Origin of the sequence: Nocardia mikamii NBRC 108933, assembly GCF_001613505.1 — a bacterium.
GTDB lineage: Bacteria > Actinomycetota > Actinomycetes > Mycobacteriales > Mycobacteriaceae > Nocardia > Nocardia mikamii.
Genome location: NZ_BDCM01000006.1, coordinates 468,062 through 480,527, shown reverse-complemented (window position 1 = coordinate 480,527; position 12,466 = coordinate 468,062). Strand labels below are relative to the sequence as shown.

The window sequence follows — 12,466 nt, the reverse complement described above, 5'->3', positions numbered from 1 at the left end:
TAGCACACTGTAGGAATGCTGGAGGTCGACGACATACTGAGCCGATTGCGGCGCTATCCGGATGTGGAAGCAGTGAACCTCTACGCCGTCGATGCCGCCGATCGCCTGATCCTCGATACCGCCGCGGAACTGCTCGCGACGGCCGGCCCGGGCCGGGTAGCGGTGATCGACGACTGCTACGGCGCACTGACCCTCGGCGCGGCCGCCGCCCACGACCTGCGCGATATCCGGGTACACCAGGATCTGCTGACCGGCGAGCAGGCGCTGGCCAACAATGCCCGCGCCATCGACCTGGCCGATCGCTATATCGCGCACGATCTGGGTCCGGACCTGCTCGACGGGGTCACCGTCGTCCTGTTGCGATTACCCCGGATGCTGTCCGGTCTCGCCGAAATCGCGGAAGCGGTCGCCCGTTACGCCGATCCGCAGGTGACCGTGATCGCCGGCGGCCGCGACAAGTATCTGACACCGGCGATGAACGACGTGTTGGCGGACTACTTTTCCGGTGTCCAGGCCAGCCGGGGCCGGCAGAAGTCGCGGACGATCACGGCGACCGGGCCGAAAATGCCGGGGACCCCGCAGTTCCCGCTGCGCGAGCAACTGGACGACATCGCTTTGCAGGTGGTCGCGCACGGAGCGGCCTTCTCCGGGGCGCGGCTCGACATCGGCACCCGCTTCCTGCTCGAACACCTCGATCGGATGAAGCCCGACGCGCGGGAGGCGATCGACCTCGGTTGCGGCACCGGCATCCTCGCCACCGCCCTGGCCAAGGCGCGCCCGCACATCACCGTGGTCGGGACCGACCAGTCGGCCGCGGCGGTCGCCTCGGCCCGAGCCACGGCCGCGGCGAACGGGGTCGGCGACCGGGTCGCCGTCGTCCGCGACGACGCGATGGCGGCGGTGGGCGACCACAGCGCCGACCTGGTGCTGTGCAACCCCCCTTTCCACGTCGGCGCCGCCGTGCACACCGGCTCGGCGATCAAGATGTTCGCCGAAACCGGGCGGGTACTGCGCCCGGGCGGAGAGCTGTGGACCGTATACAACAGCCACCTCAACTATCGCGGCGTCATGGACCGCCTGGTCGGCACGACCGACGTGGTGAGTCGTAATCGCAAATTCACCGTGACTCGGTCCGTATGCGGCTTGCACACCGCCCGGCGGGAGTAGGTTACGAGCAGTACAGTCTGATATGTCCGAATTGATGTCCGGTTCGGGAACTTGCTCCCGGAGCGGATCGTTGGATACTCAGAACGGACACGACGGACGTGGACCGCTACTTCGGAAAGGCACGGGACCTTGCGCACCACAAGTAACCCGATCTTCAAAAATTTGCCGCAACAACAGGGCGGTGGATACGCGGGATTCGGTTCGGCGGCAGCGGGCGCCGGGCAGTTCGCGCAGTACGGCCAGCAGAGCCCGTACGGTGTCCAGCAGCCGTATCAGCAGGCGCCGGCCACCCGGCCGATGACGATCGATGATGTCGTCACCAAGACCGGCATCACCCTCGGCGTGGTCACCGTCGCCGCGATCATCGCCTACGGCGCGACCGCGGCCAATCACGCGCTGGCCCCGCTGTTCGTGATCGTCGGTGGCCTGGTCGGCTTCGCGCTGGTCATGGTCGCCACCTTCGGCCGCAAGCAGGACAACAAGGCCATCGTGCTGAGCTACGCGGCCGCCGAAGGCTTCTTCCTGGGCGCGCTGTCGTTCATGTTCACCAATGTGGAATTCGGTGGCGTCGGCGGTGGCGGCCTGATCGCCCAGGCCGTCCTGGGCACCTTCGGTGTGTTCTTCGGCATGCTCGTGGTCTACAAGACCGGAGCCATCCGGGTCACCCCGCGCTTCACCCGCATGCTCGTCGGCGCCATGATCGGCGTGATCGTGCTGATGCTGGGCAACCTGATCGCGGCCTTCTTCACCCCCGGCGGCTTCGGCCTGCGCGACGGCGGCACCGTGGCGATCATCTTCAGCCTGGTCTGCATCGCGATCGCGGCCTTCAGCTTCCTGCTCGACTTCGACGCCGCCGACCAGCTGATCCGAGCCGGTGCGCCGGAGAAGGCCGCGTGGGGCGTCGCCCTGGGCCTGACCGTCACCCTGGTCTGGCTGTACCTGGAGATCCTGCGCCTGCTGAGTTATCTGCAGAACGACTGATTTCCGCGATCTGAAATACGGGTGGCTGCCGTCTCGGCAGCCACCCGTTCTCGTTCTGCCGGCCGGGGGACTCGGGTGGCCGGCGCTGCGGTTCGGCGACCCGTCAGTCGGATAGCCGGCCGTCGTCGCGGGCACCGGCGAGTACGGCGTCCAGGAGGCCGGGGTAGCGGGTGTCGAGGTCGGTGCGTCGCAACTCCACCAGATATTCGCGGCCGGAGGGGGTTTGGCGGATGACGCCCGCTTCCCGCAGTACTCGCCAGTGGTGGGTCATCGTGGATTTGGCGTGGATGCCGAGGGTGTTCAGCACGCTCGTGCAATTGAATTCGCCGCCACCGTCGAGAACTCGAACAGCACCGAGCCTGGTCGGGTGGCCGAGCGCGGCGAGGACTTGCTCGACGCGGATCCGATCGCGGCTGGGGTGGTTCAGAGCCATAGTCCGATAGTACTGCGACTTACGTACGAAGTCTTGACAGACCGTACGTAATTATTAGTACAGTTCGACTGTACGTGAAATATCGTACAGTCGACGGCGTGGGCCCCGCCTCGACAGCTCCGATCCGCAGGCAGAAAGGCATCCCATGCCCACCCCCACCTCGCCCAGCCCCACTTCTCGGACCGGCCCACTGCTGGGCTGGACTCTGGCGCTGTTGGCGCTGGCGCAGTCGATCTACGCGCTCGATCTCAACATCGTTTTCGTCGCACTTCCCGATATCGGTTCCGACTTGGGCTTTCCTGGGCAAACCCAGCAGCTCGTCGTCAGCGCCTACGTCGTCTTCGCTGGCGGATTCCTGCTGCTCGGCGGCCGCGCCGCCGACCTGCTGGGGCGGCGCCGGATGTTCCTGCTCGCGCTCTGGCTCTACGGCCTCTCGTCACTCGCGGGCGGGTTGGCGGGTAGTCCCGTCGTCATCATCATCGCCCGGGCGGTTCAGGGCATCGGCGGTGCGTTGCTGCTTCCGTCGACGCTCTCGCTCATCAACACACTGTTTCCCGAGGGGCCGAAGCGGAACCGGGCGTTGGCGGTCTGGGGCGGCGCGGGTGCCAGCGGGCTGACCATCGGCGCGCTGCTCGGTGGCGTGCTGACCGAGAATTTCGGTTGGCCCGCAGTCTTTTTCGTCAATGTGCCGCTGACCGCCGTGGTGGCGCTGGCCGCGCTGCGCGTCATACCGCGCGATCGGGCGGGCGCCGAGCGGCGGTCGTTCGATTTTCCCGGCGCGCTGCTCGTCACCGGCGGCTCGACCATTCTGGTGTTCGCGCTCGTCGAGGGCCCCGAACTGGGTTGGGGCAGTCCGCTCGTCGTCGGCGCGCTGGTTCTCGCGGTACTGCTGCTCGCGGTCTTCGCGGTGGTCGAGTCGCGCAGTGCCGATCCGCTGATGCCGTTCCGGTTGTTCCGCAATCGCAGCCTCACCATCGGTATGGCGGTCACCTTCATCTATATGGCGACCTTCGGTGTGCTGCCGTACTTCCTGACCGTTCTCATGCAGACTGTGCACGGCTACACCGCCCTGCAGACCGGGCTCGCGTTCCTGGTCCCGTCGGTCGCCATCGCCACCGGAACCCAGCTTGGGGAACGGGCGGCGACCCGGTTCGGCGTTCGCACCACACTGCTGATCGGATTCGGTATCGGTGCGGTCGGAACCGTGGTCCTGGCAATCGGATTCGATGCCTCGGCCGGGTACGGCGCTCTGGTGCCCGGATTGATCGTGTCCGGTGTCGGCCAGGGCATCGTCTGGACGGCGATGTGGATCGCCGCGGCGGCCGGAACGCCGGGTGCGGAGCAGGGTGTCGCGAACGGCATCGCCTCTACGGCGTTGAATATCGGAAATGCGATCGGTCTGGCCATTTTCACGGTGATCGCCGAACTCGGCACGGACAACGGGGCGGCAACGAATTCCGCTGCCGCACAGGGGGAGCGGGTGGTCGTCGCCCTGACGGCAGTCGGGATGGTGTTCGGCCTGGCCATCGTGCTGCTGTTGCGCTCGGCCCGGCCCGAGCGGGCAGTCGCACCGCGGGAGCCCGGGCTGGCCGAGATCGGCTGACCCACACCGCTGCGGTCGTCGCGGCCCCAATCCGTTGGGGCCGCGATCGGTTCGGGTAAGCGAGCTCTGGAACCGCTGGACTCGCGCACCCCGCGGTCCCCGAGTCGCTCCGCCGCCGCGGGTTTCACATGAGCAGTTCAGCCGGGAGCACATCGGTGGCGACGTGGTCGTTACCGCAGTGATCGGCCAGAATCGCGACCCCGGCCGCATTGTTCAGGCGCAGCGGCAGGATCTCCAGATACTCCGGCGAGGCGTACCAGGCCTGCGCCGCTTCGTAATCGGGGAATTCGATGACGATGGCGACGGCGCTCGCGGGCCCCTCGGCAACCAGTTGCCGCCCGCCGTGGACGATGAACTTCCCGCCGAACGGCGCCAGCGTGCCGTCGATCCGGCGCAGATACTCCACGATCTCGGCGTTGACATCCACATCGTGCAGATGGGCCACGGCGTAGGCAGGCATCTCGAACTCCTCGAACCGAGTGGCGTTGACGCCATTGATACTTCCGCGCCGGAGGCCGGAGAACGATTACCCGCCAGGTAATGCGCGCTGAACATGGCCGCCGGGCCGCAACGCGAATCGGCCGGTCCTCACCTTTCGATGCGGACCGGCCGACTGATTTCGCGAGCACATGGGTAACTCATCGGGCACGCCCAGAGGCCACCTCAGCACTCACCGCCACCCCGCAACGCAAGTCTCGCGGCACCCACTCATCCGCTGAATTGTCGGAGAGGCGGGGGAGCTCAGCTCAGGCGCTCGATGACCATGGCCATGCCCTGGCCACCGCCGACACACATGGTCTCCAGACCGAACTGCTTGTCGTGGGTCTGCAGGTTGTTGATCAGGGTGGCGGTGATGCGGGCGCCGGTCATGCCGAACGGGTGGCCGAGGGCGATGGCGCCGCCGGAGACGTTCAGCTTGTCCAGATCCATCTTCAGCTCACGAGCCGAGCCCAGCACCTGTACGGCGAAGGCCTCGTTGATCTCGTAGAGGTCGATGTCGTCGATGGTCTTGCCGGCGATCTTCAGCGCCTTGCGCACGGCCTCGATCGGGCCCAGGCCCATGATCTCCGGCGACAGACCGGACACGCCGGTGGACACGATGCGCGCCAGCGGGGTCAGACCCAGCTCCTTGGCCTTGGTGTCGCTCATGATGACCAGCGCGGCGGCGCCGTCGTTCAGCGGGCACGCGTTACCGGCGGTGATGGTGCCGTCCGGACGGAAGACCGGCTTGAGCTGCGAGATCTTCTCGTAGGTGGTGCCGGGGCGGGGGCCGTCGTCGGTGGAGACGACGGTGCCGTCGGGCAGCGTCACCGGAGTGATCTCACGTTCGAAGAAGCCGGCCTTGATGGCCTCCTCGGCGCGGTTCTGCGACCGCACGCCCCAGTGGTCCTGGTCCTCGCGCGAGATACCGGTGAACTGCGCCACGTTCTCGGCGGTCTGGCCCATCGCGATGTAGATGTCGGGCAGATCGCCACCCTCGCGCGGATCGGCCCAGCCGTCGGAGCCGCCCTCGGCGCGCTTGGCGGTGCGGGCCTCGGCCTCGGCGAACTTCTCGTTGTGGGTGTCCGGCCAGCCGTCGGAAGTGCCCTTCGGGAACCGCGACACGGTCTCGACACCGGCGGAGATGAACACATCGCCCTCACCGGCCTTGATGGCGTGCAGCGCCATCCGGGTGGTCTGCAGCGACGACGAGCAGTACCGGTTCAGGGTCACGCCGGGCAGGAAGTCGTAGCCGAGCTGGGTGGCGACCACCTTGGCCATGTTGAATCCGGCCTCGCCGCCGGGCTGTCCGCAGCCGAGCATCAGATCGTCGATGTCGGCGGGGTTCAGCGCCGGAACCTTGTCCAGGGCGGCGCGGACCATCTGGGTGGCGAGGTCGTCGGGACGCATGGTCACCAGCGAACCCTTGCCTGCGCGGCCGATGGGGGAGCGGGCGAACGAAACGATGACGGCCTCTGGCATGAGGACTCCTTATATCGGGGTCGCCGAATCGGTCAGCGGACCGTTTCGGTACAGGGGTACGACAATTCAACCCCGAATCTACGTCGCCGCGGTGTGGCTCGGAACACCCGGTCGAGATGGATCCCGTTCATCGAGCTCACGTAGCAGTGCCGGGAGCAGGTGCCGGGCCGCCAACGCGTATCCGGCGGGCGAGGGATGGAACCCGTCGGCGGAGAAGAGCACCTCCGGGGTGCTGCGGAAGTCGTGCCCGAGCAGATCGCCCATCGCCACGGGCGTGCCGCCGGCCGAGCGGACCGCACCGACCTGGGCCCGGGCCAGCCGCGCGCTCCAGCGGTGCACGACCGTGCTCAGCGGTTGCGGGATCGCGGCCACGGTGCCGAGATCCGGGCAGGTGCCGACCACCACGACGGCGCCCGCCTCGTGCAGGCGCCCGACCGCGTGCCGCAGCCGCTGCGCCGAACGCCAGATCGAGTGTTTCTTGGTGACATCGTTGGCGCCGACCAGGATCACCGCGGCGTCCGGCGGCGGGCCGGCGATGAACATGGCGTCGACCTGACCGGCCAGCCCCTTCGAGGTGGCGCCCGATATCGCCTTGGTACTCAAGCGAATTCGCCATCCGGTGGCATCGGCCAGACCGCGGGCCACCAGGACGCCGGGCACCTGCTCGGCATCGGCGCAGCCCACTCCGGCGGCGGTCGAATCGCCGAAGATCATCAGGTGCAGGTCGAACGGCACGCCCGCGCGCCACGATTCCGGGGCCGCGCAGTCGCGGGTGTACACGCCGTCGGCCTCCGGCGGCTTGGAGGTGTCGCGGCCGATCACGGTGCGCGCCGCGCGCGCCTGCGACATCAGCAGGCGGTAGGTCGCCCAGCCCGCGGTGCCCGCCCCGGAGCCGACCGCCACCGCGGCGGCCGCGCTCGCCGCGACCGTCCGCCACGTCCTGGAAGCCACGCGCCAACCTCCCGTCTCACTCCGACGCTGCCACCGACCGGATCACCCGCGGCGGGCCCGGTGCCCGCGGCGTGCGAATCCGGTGCGGCCACGAGGGGGCGCTCCCGGTCCGGTCCCACCGATTATGCGATGCGTGCGACGCGCCGACCAGGGACGAGGCCGGCGCGCGTCAGGAAACGTCGAATGCGCCGTGCGCGGGAATGTTGAGGTTGTTCGTGGTGACCGTGATCTCGATATGACCCGGCCCGGTGTTCTGGAACTCGGCGTACAGGATGCTGCCGTAGATGCCGGAGACGACGTTCAGGCGGTACTCGCCGGCGGCCCCGGTGTTGGTGTTGCGCCACGCGACGGTGGTGTCGACGTTGCACAGCGGGGCCAGCGGATACTGGCCCGGGCCCACACCCTGAATCGCCAGCGCCTGGACGTTGAACACCGCCCGGCCGGGCCAGTCGGGACTGGTATCCACCCAGGTCCGGATATTGCCCCCGCACAATCCGCCGTAGAACACACTCGGCGTTTGCGGGAATTCGACGGTCTGTGCGCTGGCCGAGGCGGACGCGATGGCGGTCACGGCCCCGACGGTCGCGGCCACCGCTGCGGCGGCGCGAGCTGTCTTCGGCATCCTCACGTTCGGCATAGTAACCGCACGGCCATGTCCTCGCCGGATCAAACGCAGCGCTCGCCGTACCAAACGCAAGTCGCCCGCGCGGCTCTGCGACGATGTAGCTATGCGTATCGCGAACCACGTCGTCGACCTGATCGGAAATACCCCGCTCGTTCGGTTGAACTCTGTGGTGGGCCCGAACTCCGGGGTGGTGGCCGCGAAGATCGAATACCTCAACCCCGGTGGCAGCTCGAAGGACCGCATCGCGGTCAGGATGATCGACGCCGCCGAGGAGCAGGGATTGCTGAAGCCGGGCGGGACCATCGTGGAACCGACCTCCGGGAACACCGGAGTGGGTCTGGCCCTGGTCGCCCAGCAGCGCGGTTACAAATGCGTCTTCGTCTGCCCGGACAAGGTCAGCGAGGACAAGCGCAACGTGTTGCGCGCCTACGGTGCCGAGGTGGTCGTCTGCCCGACCGCGGTGCCGCCGGAGCATCCGGACAGCTACTACAGCGTCTCGGACCGGCTCACCCGCGAGATCCCGGGCGCGTGGAAGCCCGACCAGTACTCCAACCCGGGCGGTCCGGCCAGCCACTACGAGACCACCGGTCCCGAGATCTGGCGCGACACCGAGGGCAAGGTCACCCATTTCGTGGCCGGCGTGGGCACCGGCGGCACCATCACGGGTGCGGGCCGGTATCTGAAGGAGGTGTCCGGCGGCAAGGTCAAGATCGTCGGCGCCGATCCGGAGGGGTCGGTCTATTCCGGCGGCACCGGCCGGCCGTATCTGGTCGAGGGTGTCGGCGAGGACTTCTGGCCCTCGGCCTACGACCCGGCGGTGCCGGACGAGATCATCGCCGTCTCCGATGCCGACAGCTTCGAGATGACCCGCCGCCTCGCTCGCGAGGAGGGCCTGCTGGTGGGCGGCTCCTGCGGTATGGCGGTGGTCGCCGCGCTGCGAGTCGCCGAGCGCGATCCGGAGGCGGTCGTCGTGGTGCTGCTGCCCGACGGCGGCCGCGGTTATCTGTCGAAGATCTTCAACGACAACTGGATGAGTTCCTACGGCTTCCTGCAGAGCCGGCTCGACGGCAGCACCGCCGAGCCGACGGTCGGTGACGTTCTGCGCGGCAAGTCCGGCGCGCTGCCGGATCTGGTGCACACCCACCCGCAGGAGACGCTGCGCGACGCCATCGAGATCCTGCGCGAATACGGCGTCTCCCAGATGCCGGTGGTCGGCGCGGAACCGCCGGTGATGGCCGGCGAGGTGGCCGGCAGCGTCACCGAGCGCGATCTGCTGTCGGCGGTGTTCGAGGGCCGGGCGCATCTGACCGATCCGGTGTCGAAGCATATGAGCCCGTCGTTCCCCCTGATCGGGTCCGGCGAGCCGGTGTCGGCGGCGACGAAGGAGCTGGAGTCGACGGACGCGCTGATGGTGGTCGAGGACGGTAAGCCGATCGGGGTCATCACCCGCCACGATCTGCTCGGATTCCTCAGCGGGTCGGGTTTGTCCACGCACTGACTCGTTCGCCGCACAACAGCAGATCTCGCCCCCTCGCTCACCCGGCCGCGCATTCTGCGGCCGGGTGAGCGCGTTTCGGGGTCCCCGTGGCCTCTGCCGGCCGTTCACCGAGTCGCCGGTCGCGGCGTGCCGGCAGGCCTGCCCGGGCGAATGCGGTCGGTCCGCAAACTTTGTCTATCGAGCAGATCTCGGCGGGGGTTACCGAGCGTTGTCGATCGTTACCGAACAGTTGCCGAACGTCCGAAAAACGGACAAAACACCCTTGGTTGCAACGACACGCGTTATTTTTCTGTGATGCGCAGCACTGTCTCGGAACGGGGAGATGCCCAGGTCAGCGCTATATAGCGAGTGGCCATCGATGCGAAATGCGAGTGGCGGCACCGTTTGTTCATTTCGAGTTAAGTTTACGTTCACCTACCGCAATCATCCTGTGACCTCGTTGGTTGTCAGACGTCGAGTCTGAGTCAGTAGCCGGATCGTCATCCGAAAAAAGCATGCAGTACGCGAGGTGAGTCCCAGAGGGCCCGCCCTGGTCCAGTGCTGCCTGCCGCAGGCCACCGAGGCCGACACACAGTAGGGAAGAACATCGAATGTCGAAGACCACGACAAGCAGTAGAGCCAAGGCGGTCGCGCGTACCGCCGGATCAGCCACCCTGGCCCTTGCCGCCTTCGCCGCCATCACCTCCGCCGGTGGCCACAAGAGCGACGATGTGAAGCCGGTCGCGCTGGCGTCCACGTTGATCGCCGCCGCCGAGAAGACCCAGCCCACCGCTGCCGCCGAGCCCATCGCCGCGGCCGCCCCGGCGCCGGCCGCACCCGCCGCCGCCATCCCGGCCCCGATGCCGGCTCCCGCTCCGGCACCCGCGCCGGTGCTTCCCCCGCCGCCCCCGCCGGCGCCGGTCTACCCGGACAACCTGGACGGTTGGATCCACAACGCTCTCGACATCATGGCCGCGCACGGCATCCCGGGTAGCTACGACGGCATCTACCGCAACGTCATGCGGGAGTCCTCGGGTAACACCCAGGCCATCAACCTGTACGACATCAATGCCATGAACGGCATCCCGTCCAAGGGCCTGCTGCAGGTCATCGACCCGACCTTCGCGGCGTACCACGTCGAGGGCACCTCCTGGGACATCTGGGATCCGGTCGCCAACATCGTGGCCGCCTGCAACTACGCAGCGCACCGCTACGGCTCGATGGACAACGTCAACTCCGCGTACTGAGCCTGAGGTGTTCGCGCGGGGCGGGCATGACCCCGCTCACATCGATCCACGGCCGGGGGTTCCCGGCTCGAGCGCCGCGACGGCACGGATCTAGGCTGGTCCGCATGACCGACGATCAGCTGGGGTTCTCCACACGAGCCGTGCACGCCGGGTTCGATCCCGATCCGCAGACCGGTGCGGTGAATGTGCCGATCTACGCGAGTTCGACCTTCGCCCAGGACGGCGTGGGCGGGCTGCGTGGCGGCTACGAGTACGCCCGCACCGGTAACCCGACCCGCGCCGCGCTGGAAGCGAATCTGGCCGCGCTGGAATCGGGGAGTTACGGGCGGGCATTCTCCTCGGGGATGGCGGCCACCGACTGTGTGCTGCGGGCGACGCTGCGTCCGGGTGATCACCTGGTGATTCCGAACGACGCCTACGGCGGGACGTTCCGGCTCATCGACAAGGTGTTCACGCAGTGGGGTATCGAATACTCGGTGGCCCCCGTGTCGGACCCGGACGCGGTCGCAAACGCCTTGCGTCCCAACACCAAACTGGTGTGGCTGGAGACGCCGACCAACCCGCTGCTCAACGTCGGCGACATCGCGGCGCTGGCCGACGTCGCGCACGGCGGCGGCGCGAAACTGGTGGTGGACAACACCTTCGCCTCCCCGTACCTGCAGCAGCCGCTGCTGCTCGGCGCCGATATCGTGCTGCATTCGACCACCAAATATCTGGGCGGGCATTCGGATGTGGTCGGCGGCGCACTGATCACCGACGACGCCGAACTCGACGCGGCCTTCGCCTTCCTGCAGAACGGTGCCGGCGCGGTCCCGGGACCCACCGACGCCTTCCTCACCATGCGCGGCATCAAAACCCTCGCGTTGCGGATGGATCGGCACTGCGACAACGCCGAGACCCTCGCCGCGTTCCTCGCCGACCACTCGGCCATTTCGCAGGTGATCTATCCCGGTCTGCCGGAACACGCCGGAAATCCGGTGGCGCAGAAGCAGATGCGCCGTTTCGGCGGCATGATCTCGGTACGGCTGCGCGGCGGTAAGCAGGCCGCACACGACTTCTGCGCGCGGACGAAGATCTTCACGCTCGCCGAATCGCTCGGTGGAGTGGAATCGCTGATCGAACATCCCGGTGCGATGACCCATGCCTCGACCGAGGGTTCGGAACTGGAGGTGCCCGCGGATCTCGTGCGGCTCTCGGTCGGTATCGAGGACATCGGCGATCTGCTCGCCGACGTGGAGCGGGCGCTGGGCTGACCCGACACGCTGAACAAGCTCGGAAAACACGAACGGCCGCACCGAAATCGGTGCGGCCGTTCGTGTCGGTGGAGCTATGTCAGATGTGCGGCCGGGCTGCTGCCGACCCGGCCGGATCTGCCGAGGAGCGCGCGCAGCGCCACCGCGGCGGTATCACCGCTGCCGCTCGCGCTCATCGACGACACCTTCCCCGCGTCAGCTGTGGTACGGCTCCGCACTGACCAGGGTCACCTTCATCATGTTGCCGTTGGGCAGGCGGTATTCGCGCGTCTCGCCGACCTTCGCGTCGATCAGGGCGCCGCCGAGCGGGGAGCTCGGCGAGTAGGTCTCCAGGTCCGACCGGCCCAGGCCCTCTTCGCGGGTCGCGATCAGGAAGGTTTCGGTATCGGTCTCGTCGCCGTCGTAGTAGACCTTGACCACCGAGCCGGGCAGCGCCACACCGGATTTGGTCGGCGCGACGCCGACCTTGGCGTTGTTCAGCAGCTCCTGCAGCTGACGGATGCGGGCCTCCTGCTGGCCCTGCTCCTCGCGCGCGGCGTGGTAGCCGCCGTTCTCCTTCAGGTCGCCTTCTTCGCGGCGTTCGTTGATCTCGGCCGCGATGACCGGACGGTTGGCAATGAGCGCGTCGAGTTCGCTCTTGAGCCTCTCATGCGACTCCGGTGTGAGCCAGGTCACTTGCGTCTCAGTCATCTCGATCACTCCCTAGTAGTTGTTCCCGGCGTGCCGGGGTCCGTGATACCCGTCGCGCATGCGCGAGCAGGTGTCCG

General features: G+C 67.7%; 12 protein-coding genes. 6 read left to right on the top strand and 6 right to left on the bottom strand.

What is annotated here, in order from left to right; all coding sequences use genetic code 11:
- Positions 1–15 precede the first annotated feature (15 nt).
- The gene (locus tag NMI01S_RS08910) at positions 16–1,167 is read left to right on the top strand and encodes a class I SAM-dependent methyltransferase (protein WP_062995456.1); all 1,152 of its coding nucleotides are present in this window, start codon (positions 16–18) and stop codon (positions 1,165–1,167) included.
- Positions 1,168–1,296: 129 nt separating this feature from the next.
- The gene (locus NMI01S_RS08905; protein WP_062995455.1) at positions 1,297–2,148 is read left to right on the top strand and encodes a Bax inhibitor-1/YccA family protein; all 852 of its coding nucleotides are present in this window, start codon (positions 1,297–1,299) and stop codon (positions 2,146–2,148) included.
- A gap of 103 nt (positions 2,149–2,251) precedes the next feature.
- Here NMI01S_RS08905 and NMI01S_RS08900 read toward each other — a convergent pair whose 3' ends face one another.
- Positions 2,252–2,581, bottom strand: coding sequence for an ArsR/SmtB family transcription factor (locus NMI01S_RS08900; protein ID WP_062995454.1), 330 nt, complete (start codon positions 2,579–2,581; stop codon positions 2,252–2,254).
- 145 nt (positions 2,582–2,726) lie between these two features.
- On the opposite strand from NMI01S_RS08900, the gene NMI01S_RS08895 reads away from it, so the two are divergent.
- On the top strand, positions 2,727–4,184 hold the full coding sequence (locus NMI01S_RS08895) for an MFS transporter (RefSeq protein WP_174554463.1): 1,458 nt from the start codon (positions 2,727–2,729) through the stop codon (positions 4,182–4,184).
- A gap of 124 nt (positions 4,185–4,308) precedes the next feature.
- On the opposite strand, the gene NMI01S_RS08890 is transcribed toward NMI01S_RS08895, so the two are convergent.
- From NMI01S_RS08890 to NMI01S_RS08875, 4 genes are all read right to left on the bottom strand, one after another.
- Positions 4,309–4,644 carry a DUF1330 domain-containing protein gene (locus NMI01S_RS08890; RefSeq protein WP_062995453.1) on the bottom strand — a complete coding sequence of 112 codons (336 nt, stop codon included), beginning with the start codon at positions 4,642–4,644 and terminating at the stop codon, positions 4,309–4,311.
- Positions 4,645–4,925: 281 nt separating this feature from the next.
- A complete protein-coding gene (locus NMI01S_RS08885) occupies positions 4,926–6,146 on the bottom strand; it encodes an acetyl-CoA C-acetyltransferase (protein ID WP_039780629.1) in 1,221 nt (406 codons plus the stop codon).
- A 78-nt stretch (positions 6,147–6,224) separates the two neighbouring features.
- Positions 6,225–7,097 (bottom strand): SGNH/GDSL hydrolase family protein, encoded by an 873-nt coding sequence (locus tag NMI01S_RS08880; protein WP_062995452.1) that lies wholly within the window; start codon positions 7,095–7,097, stop codon positions 6,225–6,227.
- A 169-nt stretch (positions 7,098–7,266) separates the two neighbouring features.
- On the bottom strand, positions 7,267–7,719 hold the full coding sequence (locus tag NMI01S_RS08875) for a hypothetical protein (RefSeq protein ID WP_245716798.1): 453 nt from the start codon (positions 7,717–7,719) through the stop codon (positions 7,267–7,269).
- A 106-nt stretch (positions 7,720–7,825) separates the two neighbouring features.
- On the opposite strand from NMI01S_RS08875, the gene NMI01S_RS08870 reads away from it, so the two are divergent.
- The 3 genes from NMI01S_RS08870 to NMI01S_RS08860 all read left to right on the top strand — a co-directional run bounded on the left by NMI01S_RS08870 (position 7,826) and on the right by NMI01S_RS08860 (position 11,699).
- Entirely contained in the window at positions 7,826–9,220 is a 1,395-nt protein-coding gene (locus tag NMI01S_RS08870) for a cystathionine beta-synthase (RefSeq protein WP_062995451.1), read from the top strand.
- Between the two features lie 590 nt (positions 9,221–9,810).
- A complete protein-coding gene (locus NMI01S_RS08865) occupies positions 9,811–10,446 on the top strand; it encodes a transglycosylase SLT domain-containing protein (protein WP_062995450.1) in 636 nt (211 codons plus the stop codon).
- A 104-nt stretch (positions 10,447–10,550) separates the two neighbouring features.
- The gene (locus tag NMI01S_RS08860; protein WP_062995449.1) at positions 10,551–11,699 is read left to right on the top strand and encodes a cystathionine gamma-synthase; all 1,149 of its coding nucleotides are present in this window, start codon (positions 10,551–10,553) and stop codon (positions 11,697–11,699) included.
- 195 nt (positions 11,700–11,894) lie between these two features.
- Here the strand turns inward: NMI01S_RS08860 and greA are convergent, their stop codons facing one another.
- Positions 11,895–12,389 carry a transcription elongation factor GreA gene (gene greA / locus NMI01S_RS08855; protein ID WP_030518168.1) on the bottom strand — a complete coding sequence of 165 codons (495 nt, stop codon included), beginning with the start codon at positions 12,387–12,389 and terminating at the stop codon, positions 11,895–11,897.
- Positions 12,390–12,466 lie beyond the last annotated feature (77 nt).

Excerpts from the sequence above, each read along its gene's own strand:
- NMI01S_RS08870 (WP_062995451.1), top strand. The coding sequence starts at position 7,826 with ATGCGTATCGCGAACCACGTCGTCGACCTGATCGGAAATACCCCGCTC.
- NMI01S_RS08885 (WP_039780629.1), bottom strand. The coding sequence starts at position 6,146 with ATGCCAGAGGCCGTCATCGTTTCGTTCGCCCGCTCCCCCATCGGCCGC.
- NMI01S_RS08895 (WP_174554463.1), top strand. The coding sequence starts at position 2,727 with ATGCCCACCCCCACCTCGCCCAGCCCCACTTCTCGGACCGGCCCACTG.
- NMI01S_RS08890 (WP_062995453.1), bottom strand. The coding sequence starts at position 4,644 with ATGCCTGCCTACGCCGTGGCCCATCTGCACGATGTGGATGTCAACGCC.
- NMI01S_RS08875 (WP_245716798.1), bottom strand. The coding sequence starts at position 7,719 with ATGCCGAAGACAGCTCGCGCCGCCGCAGCGGTGGCCGCGACCGTCGGG.
- NMI01S_RS08860 (WP_062995449.1), top strand. The coding sequence starts at position 10,551 with ATGACCGACGATCAGCTGGGGTTCTCCACACGAGCCGTGCACGCCGGG.
- NMI01S_RS08900 (WP_062995454.1), bottom strand. The coding sequence starts at position 2,581 with ATGGCTCTGAACCACCCCAGCCGCGATCGGATCCGCGTCGAGCAAGTC.
- greA (WP_030518168.1), bottom strand. The coding sequence starts at position 12,389 with ATGACTGAGACGCAAGTGACCTGGCTCACACCGGAGTCGCATGAGAGG.
- NMI01S_RS08865 (WP_062995450.1), top strand. The coding sequence starts at position 9,811 with ATGTCGAAGACCACGACAAGCAGTAGAGCCAAGGCGGTCGCGCGTACC.
- NMI01S_RS08910 (WP_062995456.1), top strand. The coding sequence starts at position 16 with ATGCTGGAGGTCGACGACATACTGAGCCGATTGCGGCGCTATCCGGAT.